The organism is Halobacillus litoralis, assembly GCF_009856355.1.
Classification (GTDB): domain Bacteria; phylum Bacillota; class Bacilli; order Bacillales; family Halobacillaceae; genus Halobacillus; species Halobacillus litoralis_B.
The window spans coordinates 130,379-153,116 of sequence record NZ_WMEW01000009.1; the positions used below are offsets into that span (position 1 = coordinate 130,379).

Annotated in this window: 27 protein-coding genes and 1 tRNA gene; 11 read left to right on the top strand and 17 right to left on the bottom strand. The window is 47.1% G+C overall.

Going from position 1 to position 22,738, the window contains the following annotated elements:
• Positions 1 to 80 precede the first annotated feature (80 nt).
• A complete protein-coding gene (locus GLV97_RS13730) occupies positions 81 to 1,409 on the top strand; it encodes a DUF2254 domain-containing protein (RefSeq protein ID WP_160889888.1) in 1,329 nt (442 codons plus the stop codon).
• Positions 1,410 to 1,467: 58 nt separating this feature from the next.
• Here GLV97_RS13730 and GLV97_RS13735 read toward each other — a convergent pair whose 3' ends face one another.
• Both GLV97_RS13735 and GLV97_RS13740 read right to left on the bottom strand, forming a co-directional pair.
• Positions 1,468 to 1,713, bottom strand: a complete 246-nt coding sequence (locus GLV97_RS13735) for a biotin/lipoyl-containing protein (protein WP_160834947.1) — start codon at positions 1,711 to 1,713, stop codon at positions 1,468 to 1,470.
• 152 nt (positions 1,714 to 1,865) lie between these two features.
• Positions 1,866 to 1,938 (bottom strand) — tRNA-Val (locus GLV97_RS13740).
• A 238-nt stretch (positions 1,939 to 2,176) separates the two neighbouring features.
• On the opposite strand from GLV97_RS13740, the gene GLV97_RS13745 reads away from it, so the two are divergent.
• The 4 genes from GLV97_RS13745 (at position 2,177) to GLV97_RS13760 (ending at position 4,671) form a co-directional block, all read left to right on the top strand.
• On the top strand, positions 2,177 to 2,905 hold the full coding sequence (locus tag GLV97_RS13745; protein ID WP_160889889.1) for an alpha/beta hydrolase: 729 nt from the start codon (positions 2,177 to 2,179) through the stop codon (positions 2,903 to 2,905).
• A 35-nt stretch (positions 2,906 to 2,940) separates the two neighbouring features.
• Complete coding sequence (locus tag GLV97_RS13750) at positions 2,941 to 3,456, top strand: YjcG family protein (RefSeq protein WP_160841621.1); 516 nt, start codon at positions 2,941 to 2,943, stop codon at positions 3,454 to 3,456.
• A gap of 5 nt (positions 3,457 to 3,461) precedes the next feature.
• Complete coding sequence (locus tag GLV97_RS13755) at positions 3,462 to 3,890, top strand: GNAT family N-acetyltransferase (RefSeq protein ID WP_337194107.1); 429 nt, start codon at positions 3,462 to 3,464, stop codon at positions 3,888 to 3,890.
• A gap of 103 nt (positions 3,891 to 3,993) precedes the next feature.
• Positions 3,994 to 4,671, top strand: a complete 678-nt coding sequence (locus GLV97_RS13760) for a DUF421 domain-containing protein (protein ID WP_160889891.1) — start codon at positions 3,994 to 3,996, stop codon at positions 4,669 to 4,671.
• On the opposite strand, the gene GLV97_RS13765 is transcribed toward GLV97_RS13760, so the two are convergent.
• The 5 genes from GLV97_RS13765 to GLV97_RS13785 all read right to left on the bottom strand — a co-directional run bounded on the left by GLV97_RS13765 (position 4,658) and on the right by GLV97_RS13785 (position 6,800).
• On the bottom strand, positions 4,658 to 5,554 hold the full coding sequence (locus tag GLV97_RS13765) for an MBL fold metallo-hydrolase (protein WP_202410650.1): 897 nt from the start codon (positions 5,552 to 5,554) through the stop codon (positions 4,658 to 4,660). The two genes, GLV97_RS13760 and GLV97_RS13765, sit on opposite strands and share 14 nt — an antisense overlap.
• 26 nt (positions 5,555 to 5,580) lie before the next feature.
• Positions 5,581 to 5,892 carry a hypothetical protein gene (locus GLV97_RS13770; protein ID WP_160889893.1) on the bottom strand — a complete coding sequence of 104 codons (312 nt, stop codon included), beginning with the start codon at positions 5,890 to 5,892 and terminating at the stop codon, positions 5,581 to 5,583.
• A gap of 54 nt (positions 5,893 to 5,946) precedes the next feature.
• Complete coding sequence (locus GLV97_RS13775) at positions 5,947 to 6,177, bottom strand: hypothetical protein (protein WP_224871688.1); 231 nt, start codon at positions 6,175 to 6,177, stop codon at positions 5,947 to 5,949.
• Positions 6,174 to 6,500 (bottom strand): DUF1360 domain-containing protein, encoded by a 327-nt coding sequence (locus tag GLV97_RS13780; RefSeq protein WP_160834939.1) that lies wholly within the window; start codon positions 6,498 to 6,500, stop codon positions 6,174 to 6,176. The genes GLV97_RS13775 and GLV97_RS13780 overlap by 4 nt, the downstream gene beginning before the upstream one ends.
• Positions 6,501 to 6,566: 66 nt before the next feature.
• The gene (locus GLV97_RS13785; RefSeq protein WP_160834938.1) at positions 6,567 to 6,800 is read right to left on the bottom strand and encodes a hypothetical protein; all 234 of its coding nucleotides are present in this window, start codon (positions 6,798 to 6,800) and stop codon (positions 6,567 to 6,569) included.
• A gap of 189 nt (positions 6,801 to 6,989) precedes the next feature.
• On the opposite strand from GLV97_RS13785, the gene GLV97_RS13790 reads away from it, so the two are divergent.
• Positions 6,990 to 7,463, top strand: coding sequence for a CotY/CotZ family spore coat protein (locus GLV97_RS13790; protein WP_160834937.1), 474 nt, complete (start codon positions 6,990 to 6,992; stop codon positions 7,461 to 7,463).
• A 41-nt stretch (positions 7,464 to 7,504) separates the two neighbouring features.
• On the opposite strand, the gene GLV97_RS13795 is transcribed toward GLV97_RS13790, so the two are convergent.
• The 4 genes from GLV97_RS13795 to mgtE form a co-directional block, all read right to left on the bottom strand.
• Positions 7,505 to 8,032, bottom strand: a complete 528-nt coding sequence (locus GLV97_RS13795) for a CotO family spore coat protein (RefSeq protein ID WP_160834936.1) — start codon at positions 8,030 to 8,032, stop codon at positions 7,505 to 7,507.
• A gap of 329 nt (positions 8,033 to 8,361) precedes the next feature.
• Positions 8,362 to 9,141, bottom strand: coding sequence for an enoyl-ACP reductase FabI (gene fabI / locus GLV97_RS13800; protein WP_224871692.1), 780 nt, complete (start codon positions 9,139 to 9,141; stop codon positions 8,362 to 8,364).
• A 215-nt stretch (positions 9,142 to 9,356) separates the two neighbouring features.
• Positions 9,357 to 11,219, bottom strand: a complete 1,863-nt coding sequence (locus GLV97_RS13805) for a monovalent cation:proton antiporter family protein (protein ID WP_160834935.1) — start codon at positions 11,217 to 11,219, stop codon at positions 9,357 to 9,359.
• A gap of 16 nt (positions 11,220 to 11,235) precedes the next feature.
• On the bottom strand, positions 11,236 to 12,600 hold the full coding sequence (gene mgtE, locus GLV97_RS13810; protein ID WP_160834934.1) for a magnesium transporter: 1,365 nt from the start codon (positions 12,598 to 12,600) through the stop codon (positions 11,236 to 11,238).
• Positions 12,601 to 12,889: 289 nt separating this feature from the next.
• On the opposite strand from mgtE, the gene prpE reads away from it, so the two are divergent.
• Positions 12,890 to 13,624 carry a bis(5'-nucleosyl)-tetraphosphatase PrpE gene (prpE, locus tag GLV97_RS13815; protein ID WP_160889894.1) on the top strand — a complete coding sequence of 245 codons (735 nt, stop codon included), beginning with the start codon at positions 12,890 to 12,892 and terminating at the stop codon, positions 13,622 to 13,624.
• A gap of 52 nt (positions 13,625 to 13,676) precedes the next feature.
• Here prpE and GLV97_RS13820 read toward each other — a convergent pair whose 3' ends face one another.
• From GLV97_RS13820 to GLV97_RS13830, 3 genes are read right to left on the bottom strand one after another with little or no spacing between them, the layout of a single operon-like run.
• Positions 13,677 to 14,546 carry an RluA family pseudouridine synthase gene (locus GLV97_RS13820; RefSeq protein WP_337194108.1) on the bottom strand — a complete coding sequence of 290 codons (870 nt, stop codon included), beginning with the start codon at positions 14,544 to 14,546 and terminating at the stop codon, positions 13,677 to 13,679.
• A gap of 1 nt (position 14,547) precedes the next feature.
• On the bottom strand, positions 14,548 to 15,354 hold the full coding sequence (locus GLV97_RS13825) for an NAD kinase (protein ID WP_160834931.1): 807 nt from the start codon (positions 15,352 to 15,354) through the stop codon (positions 14,548 to 14,550).
• Positions 15,355 to 15,368: 14 nt separating this feature from the next.
• Positions 15,369 to 16,007, bottom strand: coding sequence for a GTP pyrophosphokinase (locus GLV97_RS13830; RefSeq protein ID WP_160834930.1), 639 nt, complete (start codon positions 16,005 to 16,007; stop codon positions 15,369 to 15,371).
• 133 nt (positions 16,008 to 16,140) lie between these two features.
• Between GLV97_RS13830 and GLV97_RS13835 the strand changes: the two genes are divergently transcribed.
• The 4 genes from GLV97_RS13835 (at position 16,141) to GLV97_RS19825 (ending at position 18,676) form a co-directional block, all read left to right on the top strand.
• Positions 16,141 to 16,722 (top strand): CYTH domain-containing protein, encoded by a 582-nt coding sequence (locus tag GLV97_RS13835; RefSeq protein ID WP_160834929.1) that lies wholly within the window; start codon positions 16,141 to 16,143, stop codon positions 16,720 to 16,722.
• A 55-nt stretch (positions 16,723 to 16,777) separates the two neighbouring features.
• On the top strand, positions 16,778 to 17,170 hold the full coding sequence (locus GLV97_RS13840; protein ID WP_160834928.1) for a globin: 393 nt from the start codon (positions 16,778 to 16,780) through the stop codon (positions 17,168 to 17,170).
• A gap of 2 nt (positions 17,171 to 17,172) precedes the next feature.
• A complete protein-coding gene (locus GLV97_RS13845) occupies positions 17,173 to 18,060 on the top strand; it encodes a DsbA family protein (protein WP_160834927.1) in 888 nt (295 codons plus the stop codon).
• Positions 18,061 to 18,499: 439 nt separating this feature from the next.
• On the top strand, positions 18,500 to 18,676 hold the full coding sequence (locus GLV97_RS19825) for a hypothetical protein (protein WP_202409680.1): 177 nt from the start codon (positions 18,500 to 18,502) through the stop codon (positions 18,674 to 18,676).
• A gap of 36 nt (positions 18,677 to 18,712) precedes the next feature.
• On the opposite strand, the gene pepF is transcribed toward GLV97_RS19825, so the two are convergent.
• The 3 genes from pepF to mecA all read right to left on the bottom strand — a co-directional run bounded on the left by pepF (position 18,713) and on the right by mecA (position 22,518).
• A complete protein-coding gene (gene pepF / locus GLV97_RS13850; RefSeq protein ID WP_160889895.1) occupies positions 18,713 to 20,521 on the bottom strand; it encodes an oligoendopeptidase F in 1,809 nt (602 codons plus the stop codon).
• A 70-nt stretch (positions 20,522 to 20,591) separates the two neighbouring features.
• Positions 20,592 to 21,734: a competence protein CoiA family protein gene (locus GLV97_RS13855; protein ID WP_160889910.1), complete on the bottom strand. Its 1,143-nt coding sequence runs from the start codon at positions 21,732 to 21,734 to the stop codon at positions 20,592 to 20,594.
• A gap of 91 nt (positions 21,735 to 21,825) precedes the next feature.
• Positions 21,826 to 22,518 carry an adaptor protein MecA gene (gene mecA, locus GLV97_RS13860; RefSeq protein WP_160889896.1) on the bottom strand — a complete coding sequence of 231 codons (693 nt, stop codon included), beginning with the start codon at positions 22,516 to 22,518 and terminating at the stop codon, positions 21,826 to 21,828.
• Positions 22,519 to 22,738: the final 220 nt, after the last annotated feature.

Below are 22,738 nucleotides of genomic sequence, written 5' to 3' on the forward strand. Positions count from 1 at the left end.
ATTCATAGTTCTTTCTTGTAGGTTTTTGAATTTCGTTCATAATAGGAAGAGAACGATCATACAGAAGGCAGGTTTTTCACATGAATAACAGCAAACGCTGGATTGATTTGAGAGATAGTTTTCTATTTCTTCCCGCCATTTACAGCGTGATCTCCATTATCAGCGTAGTGGCCTCCATCCTTCTCGATGAATGGGTGGTATCCAATTGGAAGGACGCCCTCCCTGGTTTCCTCCTTACCGGGAGCTCAGTGGCTCAGACGTTGTATGGATCGCTTGTAACCTCCATCCTAACGATGACAACGATCAGTTTTTCCACCATCATGGTTGTTCTCACTACTTATACAACGCAATTCTCGCCAAGAACGCTGCAGGACTTTATGAAAAGCCGGATCACTCAGCACGTTCTCGGAGTTTTCTCCTTCGGTTTCATCTTTTCCCTGCTGCAGTTGTTCCTGCTTGGAAAGGATTCCGGGTCTGGTTTAATCAGTCCTTTTCTAACCGTTTTCGTCTCCATCGTCTGTCTGGCTTTCTTTATTATCTTTATCCACCACTCCTCCCGCTTCATTAAAGTGAATAATTTAATCGGGACCATTCGAAAGAGCACATCCGATCTGATCAACAGAACCTTTTCCGAAAAAAATTATGACAGTTACACGGACTGGGATCAGGAGGATATCGAAGAACGAAAAAAACCGGAGAAAAATGTCATTTCGACAGGAAAATCAGGTTATATTCAAAGCGTGAATTACTCCTCCTTGATCCAATGGGCCGAAAAGAATGAGGTTTTATTGGAAACCGCTTTTTCCATGGGGGAGTATATCCAGAAAGGAATGCCCCTGTTTTATTACTGGGGAGAAACACAGAAGGAAAATTTCAAGCCGGACGAAGCAAGGGCTTTTGTCGTGATCGGTAATGAGCGGATCGACATTCAGGATATTGAATTTTCTCTGCAGAAGCTTGTGGAAATCGCCGTACGCGCCATTTCCCCAAGTCTCAACGATCCTCATACCGCCACGAACTGCATCAACCGGATCGGATCCCTGCTCATTGAGCTCGCTGATGTGTATGAGCCGATCCGTTATTATCCGGACGACAATGAAAATCTCCGCCTTATCGCAGAACCGGTGCCGTTTAGCGAATACTTGTATAAATGCTTCTATCAAATCCGCATCTACGGACACCATGATGTTTCCGTCATGAACTCTGTGATGGAAGTGTTGTACAAACTGGCGGTCATTCAAAAGGAGAAAGTCCAGGATGATGTGTGGAGGTTCGGCCGTTATATGATCAAGGCTGTTGATGTAGAGAATATGGACGAGCTTGATTTTGAACGGTTTAACCATCAGGCACAGAAACTGGCCGATGCGTGCGGCACAACCATTTCCTTGAAAAACCATGCGTCTTCCTGACGGGGGAGCAAAAAAAAAGGAACCGCCCACATCCGGGACGGTTCCTTTTTTTCGTGTATTAATCACTGCCGGATATGACCATATCGTCTTCCATCTCGGCAAGAAGCGTGGCAGGCGAGACTTTGTCACCTTTTTTAATATAAAGCTTCTTCAGGCTCCCGCTGATGCCCACCGCTACTTTCGACTCTGTGCCATCTCTTCTGATCACAAAAAGGGGCTCCCATTCATACACGTATTCCCCGTTCTGGACGAGGACTTCGGTCACTTCTCCATAACACGGGGAAATGATTTTTTCCGGCCGCATGGTTCATTCCTCCTGTTCTCATCATGCCCGGGCCCGGCCGGGCATTTGAAACAGCATATGTACGAAAAGCGGACAAGATGACTGCTGAACAAAAAGAAATGACGCAGCCTCTCCCTGGATGAGAAACTACGCCACTCCGGCACTTTGTATGATGATTCCGATTGGGCTCGAACCAACGACCTCCACCCTGTCAAGGTGGCGCTCTCCCAGCTGAGCTACGGAATCTATGTAGAAAATTGTCGTTTTTTGCTGACAAAGATTAATATACTATGAATCCCAATCATAGTCAACATGATCCGACAAACTTTTTTATAACTTCTCAATCCGTGATCGCAGTCATTGGCTTTCTGATCTGTTCCACTTTTTCAACAATTCTATGATAAAATAAGAAGTGCAACGTTTACATCGAATTTTAAGCGGGAATTTTTTATATACTTCCGTGCTGTAAGGAGGTGGTCTATTTATGGGTAGAGACGGATCCATGACCGAATACACCATAAACAGTCAGTACTTAAATGAAGAAATGACCCTTCGCGTGTATACACCGAACAACTTCTCCCCTCTATACAAGTACCATTTCTGTATCATGCAGGATGGAAACGATTATTACTCCATGGGGCGTGCCGCCACGTTGAGCGATAAGCTCCACAAGGAGGAGCGTATAGAACGGACGATTTTCATTGGTATACATTACAAGGACAAATACGACCGCAGGGAGAAATATCATCCTGACGGCTCGAGACAGGGAGACTATGTCAACTTTCTCATCCGGGAGGTCGTTCCATTTCTCGATGAACAGCTTCCCGGGTATACTATGGGAAGAGGACGGACACTGGCTGGTGATTCCCTGGCCGGAACCCTCGCCTTAATGACGGCTGTTAAATTTCCGAATATTTTCGGAAATGTCATCATGCAGAGCCCTTATGTCGATGAGCACGTCCTGGAAGTCGTTGACACAGGCCGTGAACTATCTTCTTTAACGATTGATCACACCATCGGCCTGGAGGAAACGGACGTAGTAACGACAACCGGTGAACAGATGGATTTTCTTGAACCGAATCGGAAACTACGGGATCTTCTGCAGCAAAAGCCGGTCTCCTATACGTACCATGAACTGGACGGAGGCCATACATGGGGTTCCTGGCAGAAGGATTTTGAACGGGCTTTATTGAACATATTTAGTGGTGAATAAACGTTTTAAAATGGGACAATCAGGAGGTTGGATCAATGAAATACGGAATAGCAGTGTTTCCATCAAAAAAAGTACAAGATGTAGCGAATTCTTACCGCAAGCGATATGACCCTCATTATGCGCTGATTCCCCCTCACATTACGATGAAAGAGGCGTTTGAAGCGGATGAAGATCAGATTGAAAGTGAAATCATCCCGAAACTGAGGGATATTGCCGAGAATACAGAACCATTCTCTTACGGGGTGTACAAAGTGAGTTCTTTTTCCCCCGTGACCAACACCATCTACCTGAAAATTGAACCATCAGATGAAATCTTTGATTTGAATGACAAGCTGTATACCGGTGTTCTCAAAGAAGAAAAAGATTTTGCATTCGTGCCACACATTACGATTGCCCAGAAGCTTTCGGATGAAGAATTCTCTGATGTTTACGGGAGTCTGACCATGCTTAAATTTGACCTGCAGGATCAAGTCGACCGTTTCCAGCTTCTTTACCAACTTGAAAACGGTGCATGGAGTGTCTATGAGACGTTCCGCCTTGGCAGAGGATGAAGCACGTGAATATTCAGCAGGTCAGAAACACACAACAGCTGGACGATGCCTACTTTGTAAGGAAAACGGTCTTCGTCAACGAGCAGCAGGTACCTGAAGAACTTGAGATCGATGAGTTTGATGAAACCTCCCTCCACTTCACCGGATACGACAATGATGAACCGGTGGCTGCCGCCCGTCTGAGGTTCGTCCAAGGGTATGGGAAACTCGAGCGCATCTGTGTTCTGAAGGAAAAGCGTGGATATTCCTATGGCAGACAAATGATTGAAAAACTGGAAGAGGCTGTTCGTGACCATGGGTATGATAAAGCCAAGCTGAATGCCCAGACACAGGCGGAAGCTTTTTATGAAGCCCTCGGTTATGTCACGATTTCAGACAAATTCATGGATGCCGGCATCCCGCACGTTACAATGGTTAAAGAGTTGAATCATTAACCCCCTCCCGCCTGTAGAAAGGCGGGATTTTTTCGTTTATATCCCCTTACTTTTGTCTACAATGAAGCATAGAAGATCGAAAAAGAAGGATCGTGACACTTCAATGGAATATATACAAATTACGGTGGAAACCCTCTTCGGTTTTGCCGCACTGTTTGTGATGACAAAAGTGCTGGGAAAATCCCAGATCACTCAAATTACAGCTTTTGACTTTATCGCTGCCCTTGTTCTTGGAGAACTTGTGGGAAATGCCCTTTACGACCCGGACGTCGGTATTCCCGACATCGGTTTTGCTATTATATTATGGAGCATCCTTATCTACACGACCGAAGTGATCACTGAAAAATTCAAAGGCACCCGGAAGATTCTCGAAGGAAGTCCTTCACTCGTCATCTATAAGGGAAACATAGACAGGGAGCAGCTCAAAAAAAATAAGCTGGATATCAACCAGCTTCAACATCTGCTTCGCTCCAAAGACGTCTTTTCAATCAGGGATGTCCAATATGCGGTTCTGGAAACGGACGGGACGATTTCTGTGTTGAAGAACTCGCTCTCGCAGAACGTGAGCCGCAGTGATTTGAACCTCCCTCCCCTTCCTGTCCCGCTTCCACGTACCATCATCAGCGACGGGGAAGTCATCTGGGACAATCTTATGGAAGCGGGGCTCGATCAAAACTGGCTGCATAATCAGCTGAAGGCTCAGGACTATGAAGCCCCGGAGGAAGTCTTGTATGCAGAGTTTCAGGATGGTGACCAGACGTTATTTGTCATCGGCTTATAGAGGAAAACACCCATTTATGATGGTTCAGCCGACTTTCAATGCTGCCCGCTTTGGTCAATGTTACGGCATAGGCGGTCACGGCCGTACGATAAAGGAGCCACTGTCCAAGTGAAGAGGCCTGAACATCATAACGCTCACAAAGATTTGCAATAAGAGCTTCGTGAGTGATTTCCCCATTGGCAGCGACCTCCGCCTGAACGGCGTCCAACATCTGCTGGTGATAAAGGATGTTCTGTCGGATGGTTTCAGATGGATCCTTTTCAAATGCCCCGTGACCGGGCACCGCTCCAGATATTTGGAGATCAAGCAGGCGCTCCAGGCTGTGAATCGTTTTTCCAGCATCGACGAGGAATGGAATCCTGTGCTTTTGAAGTGTCTCCAGACTGAAGTAGCTGTCAGCCGCAAACAGGATGTCCGCTGTTTTTAAGGCGAGCTGATGATGGCTGTGTCCCGGGAGCAGCATAAGCTCCGTTTTCAGGCAGCCGAATGCCACCTCTCCTTCATCGACCACTCTGTCAATCCGGACAGGAGGACCTTCAAGGAATTTATTTCGCAGACCATCAAGAGGTTCAACCCCGCTGAACAGGTAAAGCGGCTCCAGGATTGGATTGGAAAGGACAGCCTCTTCCAATACGGGTGCAGATGTATGTACATTATACGCGCTCTGAACATAGGACGCCCCGCCATAATGGTCCGCATGGGCATGGGTGATAAAAAGATGGGTGAGAGGAAGCTGTCGTTTTTCCAGCTCCTTCAGCACCTTTTTTACTGACGACCGGTCAATGCCCGAGTCAATCAACAGACCAGTGTCATCCCTATGAACATAGCCGATATTGACAGAGGAATGGTGGTAATAACAAGAATCAGAGATTTGTTGAAACATCACGGTTACAGTCCCTTCAAGCGTTTCTAAACAGTTTCGCTGAAGTAGCTGCCTTTTCCTGTTAGAGCTGCCCCATTTTTTTCCCCCATGGTCTGAGTTGCCCGGGGCCCCGGACTCTGCCTATCGGTCCCAGCGGCACGAACATCCCCAGACGTGATGAGCGGGCTTCTTCGCTGGCAGGCAAGGCACTCCTCCTCCCTCTGCTGACGACCGGAAAGTTTGGTATCGAGACCGGCCTTCACAATCTTATCCACAGCAAAGGACCGCTGACGGCAATTTACGACCCTTATTTGATAATCCAGGTATTGGTAATGATTCACAGGGATGATGTATCCCATCAGGAACGCCTCCTTTATTCTCCATTACCCGGAAAACACCATCACGAACCCGGCCTACCCTTCAAAAAACTTCTCCATCTTCCCAGCATATTTATTCAGGTATTTCTCCACATCGGTCATCTGCTTGGTAAACCTCTTTTCCCAGGCACCAAAATCCTTATCCCACTGCTGAAACTTCTTATCCGGCTGTTTCATAATGCCTTTATACTTCGACGTCTCCCTATCGATTTCCTGCAGCACTTCGAGCAGGGTCTTCTCCTTCTTTTTCTCTTCTCCGGCCGTCACAGGCGGTCTGTCCATGCATATAAAATGGACTGCAGGCCTGCCAGAGCAAAGACAAAGACGAGCCACTCCCCAAAAGGAACGATCAGATAGAAGATCACCATAATTACAGAGGACCAGACTCCGACACACCACTGGCAGCTCAATCCTTCACCGATAAAACCCTTAGGCTCGACCCATTCTTCCTCCACCCCTTGATCATTCGTAACCAGCTTTACATTGAAAAACGGACGCCGCATCCACTCCAGAATGTAATCACGCACAATCAACCGGGTCAGTCGGAAGCTGGCAAGAGCCAGCAGAAAAAATTCTACGATCGATAACAATTGATCCCATCCCTTCTAAAGAAGAAAAAAAGCCACTACATACATCGTAGTGGCTGCTTACTGAGTTTAGAACCAGCGGAATCCTCCACGACGATCGGAAGACTCATCATCATGGCGCCTCTTGGAACTTGAGCTGCTTTCGTCCGCCCCTGCTTCTCTGCGTTTCCGTCCAAAAAATGGATCGACACGGTCACTGCTTTCATCCCGGTCATGACGTCCGCGGTGCTGTGGTTCAATAATGACATTATCGGCTTTAATAACAAGGTCTTTGACATGAATGACCTTTTTCTTCTCAGACATTCCCCTCACTCCTTAATCGAATTCATTGTTACTCTATGGAATTCAGCTTGGCCGGGTATAGTCGTCCGCCCATACCACACGAAAAACTTCGGGAATGACCGAATACGGACAAATGCCCACACCCACAGCGCTGACAGACATATTCTAGTAAAGACAATACGTCAATGCGTATGGAAAGGGGAAAAAACAATGAGCTGTGGTAAACACTACGATTCAGGCTCCTGTGTTATTGACATCCTAAAAGACATCGTGGATGCTCAAAATGACGTCCTGCATGACTGCACAACGAGCTGTGAACAATCAATCGCAGACCTTCTGGGTGACAGTAACGGAGGATCAGGTTTCGATACAGTACCTGTTATTCTTTACTGTAAAGACGGATGCAAGCCTTTTAAAGGATACGGTTCAAAACGCAGTGGAGAGCGCTGTAATGTCAAAGGAAGCTTTTTCTTCCGCGTCAAGTCTGTAGACGATGACGGATGTGCAATTCTTGAACTTCTATTCTCTGACCGCAACGGAGACAGTGAGGACTCAAGAGACGACGATCCGAAATCTCCAGCTGATCAAAGCTGCCGCGATCTCCGCGCTTCCGGGATCTGCATCACAGTCGACTTGAAATGCTTCTGCCACGTGACCTGCCTTCCGGCTGCAAGCACGCTGTAAGCTATTAGAAAAAACCGCGCATACAAGCGCGGTTTTTCTGTTTAAAAGCCAAGCAGGCGGATATCGATAATCGTCTCAAAGTCAATCTCCCTCTGGAATGGCCGCTGAAATACCTTCATATGGACTACACCATCCTGATAATCCGTAATGTATCCCCGGAGCTGATCTTCCTTCGTCGTCACTTCACACTTCATCTTCGGAACATGCGGGGATAATTGGAAAAAGTAATCCACTTTCTCCTTTAGGGACAGCTCATGGAACCGCTGCCTGCGCTCCCGGCTGGATACCTTCTTATCGTCGTTGTCTTCCTCGTGTTCCCCTTCAGAAGTATCCGTTTGCTCAGGCAGTCGTTTTGTTATGTCCTCTGTGTGAATGGAATGGGTTCTGCGCATGCGGGCTTCTTTTTCATATCGTGGCGTTTCTTTGGAAGCGGGCTCTTCAGATCCGCGTGACCCCGCTGAGCGCTCCGTACGGAAACTCGTCTGCATAGGAACGACGGCGGGCTTTAGATTCTTCGGCTGAACAATATAAAGCATCGGCTGCTTGGCAAGACGTTTTTCATCGGCCATGATAGATCTCTCCTTTTCCAGTCGGTCATCATTCTATATATATGCCCTGTCTTACTCCCATGTTCATTTTCGACGATCATCGTGGAAGTTTCCGTATTATTTACACAATCTTTCTCTCGATCTCCTCCGGTAAGAAGTGACTCGGCTATGAACACGATTTATATGGATAGTGGACGGTCTGACATGGGATCCCTCACTCTTATGTATTCTTTTCTGTACAAGAAAAAAGAGTGATTTCCTTTTTTAAAAGAAAATCACTCTTTTCAGATGGGACACCGTTGTTTCCATGATGTTCAATAACAACACCAAGCTATAACAGAGCCTTTTATTTAGTAAGCGACAGTACTGAAGCCGGAATCTACGTGGATCACTTCTCCTGTCACTCCACGGGACAAGTCACTCATCAAGTAATAGCCGGTATCTCCGACTTCTTCCTGAGTCACGGGGCGGCGCAGTGGAGCACGCTCTTCAATCACTTTCATAATTTCATTGAAATCACCGACACCTTTGGCCGATAACGTACGAATCGGTCCGGCAGAAATCGCGTTGACACGGATATTGCGCTTCCCTAAGTCATTGGCCAGATATTTCACGCTGGCGTCAAGGCTTGCTTTCGCTACACCCATGACGTTGTAGTTTTTCACAACCTGCTCACCGCCGAGGTAAGTCAATGTTACAATACTTCCCCCTTCGGTCATCAAAGGCTGGGCTGCACGGGCAACAGCCGTCAGTGAGTAGGAACTGATGTTGTGGGCCGTCAAAAATCCGTCGCGGCTCGTGTTCAGGAACTCATCCTTAAGCTCTTCTCTGTTCGCAAATGCAATACAGTGCGCAAGCCCATGAATCGTTCCAACATCACGGCTGATTTCTTCAAAGGTCTGGATAATTGCCTCATCGTTCGTCACATCGCACTCATAGACCAGTGGTTCTTCCACACCGTCCAAAGAAGCGGCTAAATCCTCTACAGACTTTTTAAAACGCTCAGATGCCACAGTGAAAATCAAACGGGCGCCGGCGGCATGCAGAGAACGTGCAATTCCCCAGGCAATACTCCGCTTGTTGGCAACACCCATAACTACATACGTACGTCCTTCTAAAGAAAAGTTCACGCTGATTCCCTCCTCCATCTTTCTCATATATTAGTATTTGTTATTAGTACCTGCTCCTATTTTAAACTATCCACCCATGAAAAACAAATCAGGCTTTATAAAACCTTTCACACCTTTTTTAAACCGTAAAAAAAGGAAGGGGGATCTTCTACTTTATAGAAGATCCCCCTTCCCACAATGTGAACTCCGACTCTAACAAGAGCGGAAATCCATCATCAGCACCATTCGCAGTATTCCAGTTCCATTTTGAGTTCATCCACATACTCGTGGGAACCTGTCACGATCAGGCGGTCTCCAAGCTTCAATTCCGTATCTCCGTGAGGAACGATGGAATCTTTACCCCGGAAGATCCTGACCATAATCACATCTCCCGTAAACGGGAACTCCCGGATATGGAGGCCGTTATACATGGAATTATTCATATTGATCTGATAAAGCGCACTATCCTGCTTCGTCAAGATATCGAGGACATTCGGCGCCTCGATCATCGCTTTCAAGAGTGCCTTGGAAGACAGGAAGACGCTGAAGACGCTGATGCCGAGCTCTCTCATCTCTGCAGAAAGATCCGGCGACTCGACACGGACGATAATCCGCTCCACCCCCTGCTCCTTTGCAAAGCGGGCAATCTCAGCGTTTTTTTCTTCGTCACCTGTAGAAGCCACGACAAGGTCGACATCAAACACACCAAGTTCTCTCATATTCTCTACATGGTAGCCGTCCAGTTCTTTAATATCGAAGCAGTTCCGGCTGATCCGCTCATCGATTTTATCGACTTTTGTATGATACAGATGTGTTTCGTATGCGTTGATGTCCAGTTCACGCACGACTGGAAGGGTCATCCGGTTGGATCCGATGAAGGAGACCACCGTCTTATGGTCTTCATCCTCAAAGCGGCCGTACACCTTCTTGAAGACGATCGGCGCGACAACGCACGTAAGAACCGCGACCAGAATAAGCGCACCTTCCATCTGATCGTCAATCATCCCTTCCCGTTTACCAATCGCAGCCGCGGCGATGACCAGCGATAAGGTGGACGTCAGGATAAATCCGGATCCGAACACCGTCTTACGGTCATACCACTTCGAAAGAATCAAAGCAGGAACGATTTTGGATATCAATAAGGCTGCAAACAGCAGCGGAATTAATAACAGCACCCGTGTATCCGTAAACAAGCTCCAAATATCAATTTCCACACCGACCATGACGAAGAAGATCGGGATTAAGAAGCCATATCCAAAACTGTCGAGTCTTTTGACCATTTCCGGGTTTGGAGAAAGCAGAGACACAAGGGTACCCGCTAAAAAGGCGCCCAGAATATTTTCCGCCCCGACAGTTTCCGATAACGCAACGAGCAGAAGGATCAAGGTAAAGACGGCACGTGTATCGATCTGGATGGTTCCTTTCGCCATCGTTTCCACGAAAGATTGATGACGGAACTTCTTGCCGATGTAGTAAAAGAGCACACCGGCAGCAAACAAAATAAGCAGGAGCCACGTATTGCCGCCGTTTTCTCCGTAAATGGAGACGAATACAGCCAATAGAATCATGGTAACGAGGTCGGCGATCACAGCAATAAGAAGAATCGTCTGACCGATCGTCGTTTTCATCATCTGCGCGTCCTTCAAAGTCGGGACGACCACTCCAAGGGAAATCGTTGAAATGATCAACGTCATAAGAAAGGCGTTGTCAATAAAGCCGGCCAGAACGAACAGATAGGACAGAGCCAGGGATATGACGAATATTCCGACAAATACAATAACCGCAACCCATACAGGGTTAGGCGCCCCGGTGCCTTGATTGACCGGCTTCGCCCGTTTTTTCTTACTTGCAAAAATGGAGAAATCTATTTCCAGACCACTCAGGAACATAAGAAAAATGAACCCGAGCGTCGAAAGAATTTCAAGCCAGCTTCCCTGTTCAACCAGGTCAAATCCACTTTGACCGATAATTAAACCTACGATGATTTCTGCTACTACCACCGGGATCATATTCAATTTAAACCGGTGGAGTAGGATGGGAGTAATAAATGCTGCAATTATGACAATAACCAAAGAAGTTACTGAAGCACCATGTTCCATACTCGCCCTCCTTCCTTCAAATCAAAAAATTCATAAAGGCTGTTGCCATACCGAAATAAATCAGAATGGAAATCAAGTCATTCACTGTTGTAATGAACGGCCCTGAGGCAACAGCGGGGTCAATGTTCAAACGATGCATGATAAGGGGGACGAGAGATCCTGCGAGCGTTGCAACAATCAGCGTTAATAAAATGGACAAACCTACTAATAATCCCAGGAAGAAGTTTCCCTGCCATATATAAACGATAAAGGTGATCAATACACCACAGGAAACTCCGGTAATTAAGCCTGTTCCTGCTTCTCTCATCATCATTTTCCATTTTCCTTGTTTCTCTATTTCTCCTGTAGCGATTCCACGGACGGCAACGGCAAGAGCCTGTGTACCCGTGTTCCCTCCCATTCCGGCAATAAGCGGAATAAAGATGGCCAGAATGGCTACTTTATCCAAGGTTTCCTCAAACCTTCCGATAAGGCTGGCTGTTAAACTTCCCAGGAATAACAGGATGATCAGCCAGGGGAGCCTCTTTTTCGCAGAGGCAAAAGCATTATCGTCCGGACTGTCCACATCAGAAATCGCAGCAAGCTTGGAATAATCATCGCTTGCCTCTTCTTCCATAACGTCCATAATATCATCCACGGTAATAATTCCGAGCAGATGATCCTGGAAATCAACAACAGGCAGCGCGAGGAAGTCATAATCCCTGACCATCCGGGCCACCTCTTCCTGATCTTCGCCTACTGATACCGATACCACCCGTTCATTCATAACATCGGAGATCAGCCAGTCTTCTTCAGAAATAATCAAATCCCTCAACGAAATAACACCGACAAGCCTTTTATCTTCATCTATGACATACGTATAGTAAATCGTTTCGGCATCCGGGGCTTCTGTTCTCAAATGCACCATGGCTTCCTTAATTGTCATGCCGGCCCTTACGACAACAAACTCCGTTGTCATGATGGATCCTGCTGTTTTCTCTTCATAGTGAAGCAGGTCCTTGATTTCGTCAGCCGCTTCATCGTCCATGATCGTCAAGAAGCTGGCTACTTTATCTTTATCTAATTCGTTGAATATATCAACGGCATCATCGGCAGACATCTCAGCAAACACCTGGGCAGCAAACCTTGGATCCATTTCTGAAAAGAAGGGTTCAATTTCTTCATAATCGATATGTTCCATCACATCTGCCACTTCTTCCGGTGACAAATAGGTATAGATCTGCATCCTTACATCAGCATCCAGATCTTCAAAAATCCTGGCCTGATCATAGGGATGCATCTCCAGAAATTCAGCCCGGAACTGATCGATATATTCATTGAACAGGGCATCTTTAATATTCGCCCAGACTTCTTTCCGCTCGTGGTCATCTAAGTGTTCCATCAGCAGCCCTCCCCAGCGTCTATTTCGTTTTTGACCGTTTAATCTTAATTGTGATTCATAGGTTTGTCAACGAATGTCCTGTAACTTTTAAATTCAGCTCCAGTACCACCCGCAAGCCTATCCGTAGTGTAACAGAACCCCTCTCCCTGATGGAATGACAGGCAGCCATGTTTATTATTCATCCCCGTGGGAAAAATATCATTCAGATTCCCTGCCCAAGGCTGCCGGCACTGCCTTTCAGATCTCCCGCAGCCTCTCTCTAATCCAATAGAAAAAGGAGCACCGCACTATGACCTATGATGTAATCGGAGACGTCCACGGCTGTCTCCCGGAGCTTGTACTGTTGTTCGAGGAACTCGGTTACGATTGGATCGACGGCCTTCCCTCTCATCCGGATGGCCGGACCCCTGTATTTGTCGGGGATATTACGGACAGAGGACCGGACTCCCTCGGCTGCATCCGCCTTGTGTACAGACTTGTCTACGAACAACATGCGCTTTATGTCCCGGGAAATCACTGCAACAAACTATACCGCTTTTTCCTCGGAAACCCGGTCCAGGAAAAGCATGGACTGGAAACGACCGCAGAGGAATACAGAAACCTGCCTGACAAGGAGCAGCGCTTGATCAAGAAGCAGTTTCTCCAGTTATATGAAGAGGCTCCGCTGCACCTGATTTTAAAAGATGCCGGGGCAGTCGTTGCTCATGCCGGGATAAAAGAAGAAGACATCGGGAAACGAAGCAAACGGATTGAGACGTTCATTTTGTATGGAGATATCACGGGTGAAAAGCTTCCCGACGGCCGCCCGGTAAGGAGAGACTGGGCGCAGGACTACAAGGGGGAGCAGTGGGTCATTTACGGACACACTCCTGTGAAAACGCCCCGTTTCGTCAACAAAACCATCAACATTGATACCGGATGTGTTTTTGGAGGACACCTGACCGCATTCAGACTTCCGGAAGAAGAGCTTGTCAGCGTCCCCTCCTCCATGCCTTATATAGAAGAAAAATTCCGCTATGATTAAATCACACGGGAGGTGGAAATGGATGTAAAAAAGCTTGAGAACCCCTCAGTCCTCAAGCGAATCGATCCCACTCTCCAGGTGTTTCTGATACAAGCGTCATCCTTTTCTTACTCCAGGGATGACGGAAGTTCAATTGATAACAGTGCAGCGCCTGTCCCGGAATTCCCGGGCAGGCGCTCCCGCCATAAAGCGTATCGCCCGCAAGGGGATATCCAAGATACTCCAAGTGCACCCGGATTTGATGCGTCCGTCCCGTCATGAGTTGAAGACGGAGCCATGTATACCGCCCGGTCCGCTTCTCCACTTCATACCTGGTTTGAGCAGGACGTCCCTCCGGCGATGTCGTCCGGCGGATAATCGAGCCCTCGGCCCGGGCTATCGGCTGATCAATCATGCCCTGATCCGCATTCAGGCTTCCTTCCGCTACAGCTTTATAACGCCGGTCGATTTTCTGCAGGCTCTGAGTGAGCAGCCGGTGGCTGTACGCATGCTTGGCGACCAGCATTAATCCGCTCGTATCCCTGTCGAGTCTCGTAACGATGTGAACGGTGCACGGATAGTTCTTCTGAATGTATCGAAAAAGAAGGAAAGCAGCGACAGAGGGCTCGGTCTTATCAAACGGCGGTACTGAAAAAAGACCGGCCGGTTTATCAATCACCAGCACATCCTCATCCTCATAGACAATGGAAAGCGGCCCCTCCATCGGCTCAATGGCACCCCGCTCCTCCTCAGGAAATACCACTTCCAGAACATCTCCGTCCTGCAGTGGCTGCCACAGTTCCACCCGTTCACCATTCACATAAACGTCCCCGCTGACACGCACTTTTTTTATTAACTGCCGGGAAAACTCTCCTGCCCTAAGCAGGAAATCCCTGCTTGAGCAACCGGAATAAGCGGCGGTGATCTCCCACCGCTTCACCACTTTAGATGGAGTACTCATCTGCTACGAAGGAGTCATGCACACGTTTCCAGAACGGGAACGGACGGAAGCGCGCGAACCGGACTTTTTCTTCTGCCACACGGCACTGGATCGATTTCACGTCTTTATATGTTCGTGAAATGTGATCAATCGTAAACAGGAAACTGCGGTCATGAAGCGGTTTGAACATACATGTATGATGGCTCGGCAGAATCAGCGGTGACCCGATTGTACGGAACACCCGGTTGTTGATGGAGGCCATTTCGGCAATCTGGAAGGCTTCAAGGGACGGATGCAGAATCGCTCCACCAAGCGCCTTGTTATAAGCCGTACTTCCTGAAGGCGTGGATACACATAAACCATCCCCGCGGAAGGTTTCAAAATGATCCCCCTTGATCTCGATATCCATGACGACAGAGCCTTCCGACGTTTTGATTGTACACTCATTCAAAGCAAGGTAACGGTCTTCTTCACTGCCATCCTTCGGGCGGATCGTCACTTCAAGAAGCGGATATTCCACCACTTGAAAAGGGGTCTTGGCAATTTCAATGATCAGTTTTTCAAGCTCTTCCGGCATCCAGTCTGCATAAAAACCAAGATGTCCGGTATGAATACCGATGAACGCTGTTTTATCCAAACGATGGACGTACGTGTGGAAAGCTTCCAGAAGGGTCCCGTCTCCGCCAACGGAAATGGCCAGCTCAGGCTCATCCTCATCGTATTCCAGCTGGAATTCAGTTAAGTAATTTTTAATTTTTGAACGGATTTCGTTTGATTTCTGGTCTCCCTTGGACAGGATCGAAAACTTCATCATCGGCCACTCCTCTACATTTTTTTCGGGTTTTTCTTCTGTTCTTCTTTTCTTAAAAAGGCACGCTGGGCTTCCTGTACTTCACTCTTGATTTTGGACATTTCTTCATCTAATTGAAAGGCTGCCTCGCCTGCACGCTTCAGCCGGGATTTGATCTCTGCAGGTATCTTACCCGAATATTTGTAGTTTAACGAATGTTCATTGGTTGCCCAGAAATTCATCGCCAGCGTGCGGATCTGAATTTCAGCGAGCAGCCGCCTCTCCCCGTGTATGGTTTCAACGGGGTATTCGATAATCACATGAAAGGAACGGTACCCACTGTCTTTTTTTCTGGACACATAATCCTTTTCCTCAACGATCTTGAAATCATGCCTGTTTCGCAGCATATTTACAACCGCGTATATATCATCGACGAACTGGCAGACGACGCGGACACCGGCGATGTCCTGAATTTCTTCTTCTATGTTTTCAGGATTGATCCCTTTACGCCTTGCTTTTTCCAATATACTTGTTTTCGGCTTGACTCGTCCGGTTACGAATTCTATAGGAGACTGCTCCTCCTCATATTCGAACTGACGGCGCATGCCTTTCAGCTTGATTTTCAGCTCTTCAACTACCTGAGCATAGGGGGCTATAAATATATCCCAGTTCATTAAGCTTCCACCTTTATGTATCCAATCTTTATAGTAAATGATGTGCGTTTTATCTTCCATTCATTGTATCATAAAGTTAGCCTGGTGAAGAAACAGAGCGACCGAAGAAACGATAAGAACAGGAGGGGTTCTCATGACCCAGGAAATCGAAATTGAATTCAAAAACCTGCTGACGGAAGACGAGTACAGCCGGGTTTATCATTTTTTACCATTCAAATCAGTTGAACTTATCGAACAAACCAATTATTATTTTGAAACAGAAGATCTAAAATTAAAACAGCACGGAGCAGCATTAAGAATCCGCAAAAAATCAGATCAGTGGACACTGACCCTGAAGCAGCCCCACCCGGAAGGTCTGCTGGAAACCCATGACATCCTCTCAGAGCAGGAAGCCAATTTATGGATCCAGAACAAGCTTGTGGAAAAAAGCCGGGTGTTCAGGCAGCTCCGTGATCTCGGTATTGATCCGGAGCAGCTGCACTATTTAGGTTCGCTCACGACAAGACGAAAAGAATTGGAATATAACGGGGCGCTTGTCGTCCTTGACCACAGCCTCTATTATGATCAGGAGGATTACGAGCTTGAGGTGGAAGCCGGAAGCCGGGAGTCAGGAAAGTCAGTAATCCAGGAAATTCTCCAGTCCTGCAATATTCCTGAGCGGGAAACAGATAATAAGATCAAACGTTTCTACAAAGCCAAGCTCAAATCAGAATAGTTGCTGTCAGACAGCCCTCATTGCTAAAATGTTGAACAGACAAGGAGGGGATGCTATGCAGCGGAATCAATCCTTTTACGATGCCGTCGGAAAAGAAAAAATCGATGAACTGGTGGAAGCCTTTTACAGGAGAGTCCAGCAGCATCCCGATTTAATTCCGATATTTCCAGATGATTTCACAGAAACCATCCGGAAGCAGAAACAGTTTTTAACACAGTTTTTCGGAGGTCCCCCCCTCTATGTGGAGGAGCACGGCCATCCGATGCTGCGGGCCAGGCACCTTCCTTTTGAAATCACTCCGACCCGGAGAGACGCATGGTTGTCCTGCATGTCCGGGGCCATGACTGAAGTGGAACTGCAGGAGCCTTACCGCTCTGCCATGTTCGACCGGCTCGTAAAAACGGCCAACCATATGATGAATACACCTGAGGATGAGAAAGGAGAATAGTTGTGGGTTGGAAAAGTTTAGATCGTGATCAACAGACAAACGGAACTTCAAGCGGCTTTTTTAATTTAACGAAACGCCCTATAGAGATATACGTCTTCATCGACCCGCTTTGTCCAGAATGCTGGTCACTCGAACCCTTTCTTAAAAAGCTCACGATCGAATATGGGCGCTTCTTTACCATCCGTCCGGTCATTAGCGGAAGTCTTACTTCCTTACAGGAAAGCTACGGCAGAAAAGCGGAAAACTTGAAAAAAGAATGGGATCATACCGGTTCCAGAACAGGCATGTGCTGTGATGGGGATGTGTGGCTGGAAAACCCTGTGGCCTCCCCTCTGGCAACATCGCTGGCTGTCAAAGCCGCTGAGCTTCAAGGGAAAAAAGCCGGCATGCGCTTCCTTCGTAAAGTACAGGAATACGTGTTCCTTGATAAGAAAGATATTTCCAACGAAGGCGTTCTTGTTGAATGCGCAGAGAACAGCCGCCTTGATGTAGCAGAGTTTAAGCGGGATCTCCACTCCGATGCGGCCCGCCGCGCCCTGCAGTGTGACATGAAACTTGCAGGTGAGATGGAAGTGGATTCCACCCCGACCATCGTCATTTTCAATGAATCCGAAGAAGATGCCGGATTGAAAATCACCGGCCTTTATTCCTACGATGTTTATGTGAAAGTGTTGAAAGAAATGCTTCAGAAGGATCCTAAACCGGGTATCAAACCTGATTTAGAGGATTTCTTGCAGCACTATCGCTTTGTAGCCAATAAGGAAATCTCCGTCGTTTATGACTGGACGGAACAAGAAGTCAAACACGAAATGAAGAAGCTCGTCCTGAAACAGAAAGTACGAGAAGTCCCTGTCAAGCACGGGGCTTTCTGGAAATATATCGGTTCGTAAAAAAGCTCCCTTCATGGGAGCTTCAGCTTGTAGAGAAACCCCTGTTTCTTTACAAGCTTTTTTCTTTCTTACCGCCAGGAGCGTAAGCCTCCTTCCCTTTCATGCCGTTCTTTTAAATCTGCGAACCTGCTTAGTGCACCCACTCTCTCCCGTATATTCTAACGTCGGCACGAGTAGCGTTCGGTGGTGATGCCTGCGGGAACAGCACGGGCCGAAGCTCCACTTGGGCAGGCGGTCTTCCTGACCAAGTCAGCTGAGGGCGTGCCCGCGGCATTCATCCACCTAAGCGGAAAGTAACCCTTCACACGACGAAAGGGCAGCTCTAGCTGGTTAACACAGGCTTTTTCTACAGCCAAAAGCTCCCTTCAAGGAGGCTTTTTTATGCGCTGGTTATGACGATTTCTTCCTCATCATACATTTTTATAAAGGGGGACTGGTCATGAAAATATGGTTGACGCTGGCTGCGCTGGCTGTGCTGTTCATGCTCGGACTTTTTCACTTGTTTGCCCTTATGCACCTCTACCCTCTCTACATTACTTCCCCTCTCTTATTTGCAGCCATCTTCCTTACGGTATCGGCGGCCTCCTATAAAAAGACGTTCAAAGGCTTTCATTAACAGAAAAACGCATCCGCCTCAGCGGATGCGTTTTTCTTATTTCTTGAGCAGCTGCTCCATTTCATTCAACTTTTCCTCAAAGACGTCAAGCGCAGACGCAATCGGATCTTTGGACGTCATATCGACGCCTGCCTGCTTCAGTACTTCGATCGGATAGTCACTGCTGCCGGCCTTCAGGAAATTCTTATACCGTTCAACAGCCTGGCTGCCTTCCTCAAGGATCTGGCCGGCCAGAGCTTGAGCGGCTGCATATCCTGTTGCATATTGATACACATAATATCCCATATAGAAGTGAGGGATTCTCGCCCACTCCAGACCGATCTTCTCATCGATCACGATGTTTTCCCCGAAGTATTTCTTATTTAGATCATAATAGATGTCGGTCAGTTTCTCAGCTGTCAGCGCCTCACCATTCTGCGCCTGCATGTGAATCGTATGCTCGAATTCAGCAAACATCGTCTGCCGGAAGACTGTACCACGGAATCCTTCAAGGAAATTGTTCAGGAGATACAATTTTTCTTTATCACTGTTCGTATGCTTCGTCATGTACTCATTCAAAAGTGCCTCGTTGCATGTAGACGCGACTTCTGCCACGAAGATAGAGTAATTTCCATACCGATACGGCTGGTTTTCGTGTGTATAATAGCTGTGCAGCGAATGCCCGAGCTCATGGGCAAGTGTAAACAAATTGTTTACATTATCCTGCCAGTTCATCAGAATATATGGGTTCGTCCCGTAATGACCGGAGGAGTAGGCTCCGCTGCGCTTTCCTTTGTTTTCTACAACATCGATCCAACGGTTTTCAAACCCTTCCTTAACGATGTTGACGTATTCCTCACCAAGAGGCTCCAGGCCCTTCAGGACGAGGTCCTTGGCTTCCTCATAAGGAATATCCATTTCCGCTTCCTTCACAAGGGGTGTATAAAGATCGTACATATGAACGTCATCAAGGCCCAGAACCTCTTTCCTTAATTCCACATACCGGTGAAGCAGAGGCAGACGTTCATTGACCGCCTCAAGCAGGTTATCATACACAGACTCCGGAATATTGTTATTATCCAGCTTCGCCTGTCTTGCGCGGTCATATTTTCTCACCTGGGCATTGAAATTGTTCTTCTTCACATGTCCACTAAGTGTCGAGGCAAATGTATTTTTAAATGAACCAAACGTATCATACATCGCATCGAAAGCCGATTTCCGTACGTCCCTGTCATCCGATTTCAGGAAGTTGATATATCGGCCGTGTGTGAGGTCCACCTCTTCCCCTTCTTCATTCTTTATCGACGGGAAAGTAAGATCGGCATTATTCAATGCCCCGAAGGTCTGCGATGGACTGGCTCCAATTTCCGAAAAACCCGCCAGAAGCTTCTCTTCCTTCTCACTTAAGACATGAGCGCGCTGACGTGTAATCTCATCCAGCGTATGCTCATAAAGCTTCAGAGGCTCATGTTCATCAAGGAAGGATTGGACTTTCCCTTCCGGAAGAGCAAGAATCTCGGGTACAATGAAGCTCATTGCGGATGCGATTTTCGTGTAGAGGTTTTCCGCTTTCGCATTCATTTCCTGATAATAAGCATTGGTCGTATCTTGATCGTTGCGCATATGGGCATACGTGAATAACAGCCCGATTTTATTGGATATTTTATCCTGAAAAGCTAAAAGCTCATATAATTGTTCAGCAGATTCACCGATTCTGCCCTGATATTTCTCCAATTCAGGGAGCATGGCTTTCGTTTCTTCCAGATCTTTATACCAGTCTTCATCTGCAGCGTACATGGCTTCAAGATTCCATGTTTTTTCTACAGGGACTTCTTCTCGTTTTGGCAGTTGCTTTGTAGATGACATCTGCATCCTCCTTTATTTCATACCTCATCCTCATTCACTTCTCGATAAAAGGAAAAATACCTTCCCGCTGCTACATGATCTTTAAATTTTTCAGCTTGGCCAGCGTGGTCCGGTCATCCAGAAAGGCTTCCTCCATGGTAGATGGAAAATCAACCTCCCTGACTTTCACCCACTTATTATTCCCTGTTTTTTTCAGGATATTTAAGCCGCACAGCAGCTCTGCATACTCTGTGACAGGATCCGGTTTGTATTGATTGACTGTCACCGGCACCTCCATCTCAGGAAATTCCACCGGCGCCCCGACAGAAACGGGCATGAAATGATCCATGAAAAGACGTGTCTGCCATATGTACGGCTTTACACTGAGCTGGACCTGGCTTTTTACGGGAAGGTAACAGACGCTTGGGATGAGCGAAAAATGATACCCCTTCATGTATAAATACTGCCGGAACTGTTTCTCCTTACTTCCTGTCTCCCGGCGGTACTTCGTTCGGTTGTCATACCAGGCTTTTTCCCAGTGATGGGAGATTGATGGAAGCGGAGGGCTCCAGCCAGGGGAGAAAATTTGAGGAAACGTACGTTGGTTTAATCCATAGGAGTGAAACAAACCGGTGACAGAAGACGTGGACAGCCATCGAAGGCCCGATGCTGTGGTCATCGTTTTTGTGCGGGAATGCAGAAAGAAGAGTCGGTAAAGGGAGGACCATTGATACAGGAAGGATTGCAGAAAGGAATTAAATTGGAGAATATGAGGGCCTTTCTTTTTCCAGTGCCTCGGTCCAAGGATCCATAAAGGAAAGATCCCATGGTCTACATACCCTTTTGTACGCTTCCATATGTCTGTAACTGGTATCGTAGAGCACTGATACTCTACGGCGACCTGCCGCTTAGAACCGGAAATGTAGACATCTGGCTGCTGTTGAATACCGGGAAGGTAACTTTCCAGTTCCACCTGATAACCCTGGGCTCTGAGCCATTGGTATATCAGCCACTTTCCAGCTTCATGTTCCTCGGATTCCCCCCCTTTGATGGACGGACACCGGCTGTCAGGCAGATGGGCAAAATGCGGAATGACCTTCAGTCCTGAACGGATGCGGACAGGTTCCCGGCAGGCGGGACAGAAATAAGCACGCCCCTTCAACTGTGAGATTTCAGCTGGGGATTTTTGATAAATGGACTGCAGCTGTTCTTGATCATTAAGAGCATACAGCAGAAAGCATCACCTCTCCGCATTATTCGACATGCACGTCGTTTATTCCTTCCGGCAAAAAAAATAAGCACACGATGGTGTGTGCTTGTTTATATTAATTCTGCGGGAAATAGTGTCGAATTTGCTGAAGTGCTTGTTCCTCAAAGATGACCTTTCCATATTCTTCAAGACGATGGACGGTCAAGGATGACTCCTGTGCGTATTCCATCAGCTGACTCAGCGTATTTTCCTGTTCATCATCATTCATCTGTTCATCATCGAACTGAATATACAGATAGTAACGATCTTCAAAATGGAATAAGCGCTGTTCCATAGATGCAGGAATGGATAGATAATGGCTGAGCTGGATAATGTCTTCAAACTCATTGAACTTCAACGTGAAGGTCAGCGAACCTTCCGTCTCTTCTTCTCCATCTTCCTCTGCCTGTTTATAATCTCCGGATGACTGATATTTATCATCCAGAAGGGATTCAAGCTTTTCATCAAGCGGAACATCGACACCCTTACCTTCATCATTCGGCAGTTCAAGCTTTTGACCATCCTGGGATACCTGTGCTTTTGTAACAATCACTTCCAGACCTTTGTCCATAGCCTGGACTTGGATCCAAAGCGGTCCGTCCGCCTGGAAATTCTCCTTATCATTCACTTCATCCATCATTTCCCAGAAAAGCTGCTCGCTTCTTTCCCGGTTATACCAGATCTCTTCCCGATCAAAACCTCTTTGTTCTACATCCTGATATGTTACGTAAAATTTTACGGTATTCTCATTAATGCGTTCGATTTCCATACGTTTCTCTCCCTTCTAAACATGTTTTAGGGGGAAGGGAATACTCACCCTTTGTACTTCTTCATAGACCCTTACCCTTCAGGCCTGAACTTCAACCGTGATAATGTGCCTTGTAAGGGTTGATGTGATTCTATTGTATGACAGCTGAAGCAAAATGAAAAACAAATTGCTCGAATTCAGCATAGAGCTGTCCGCGTTCTGAATAGATTAGAACAGAGCC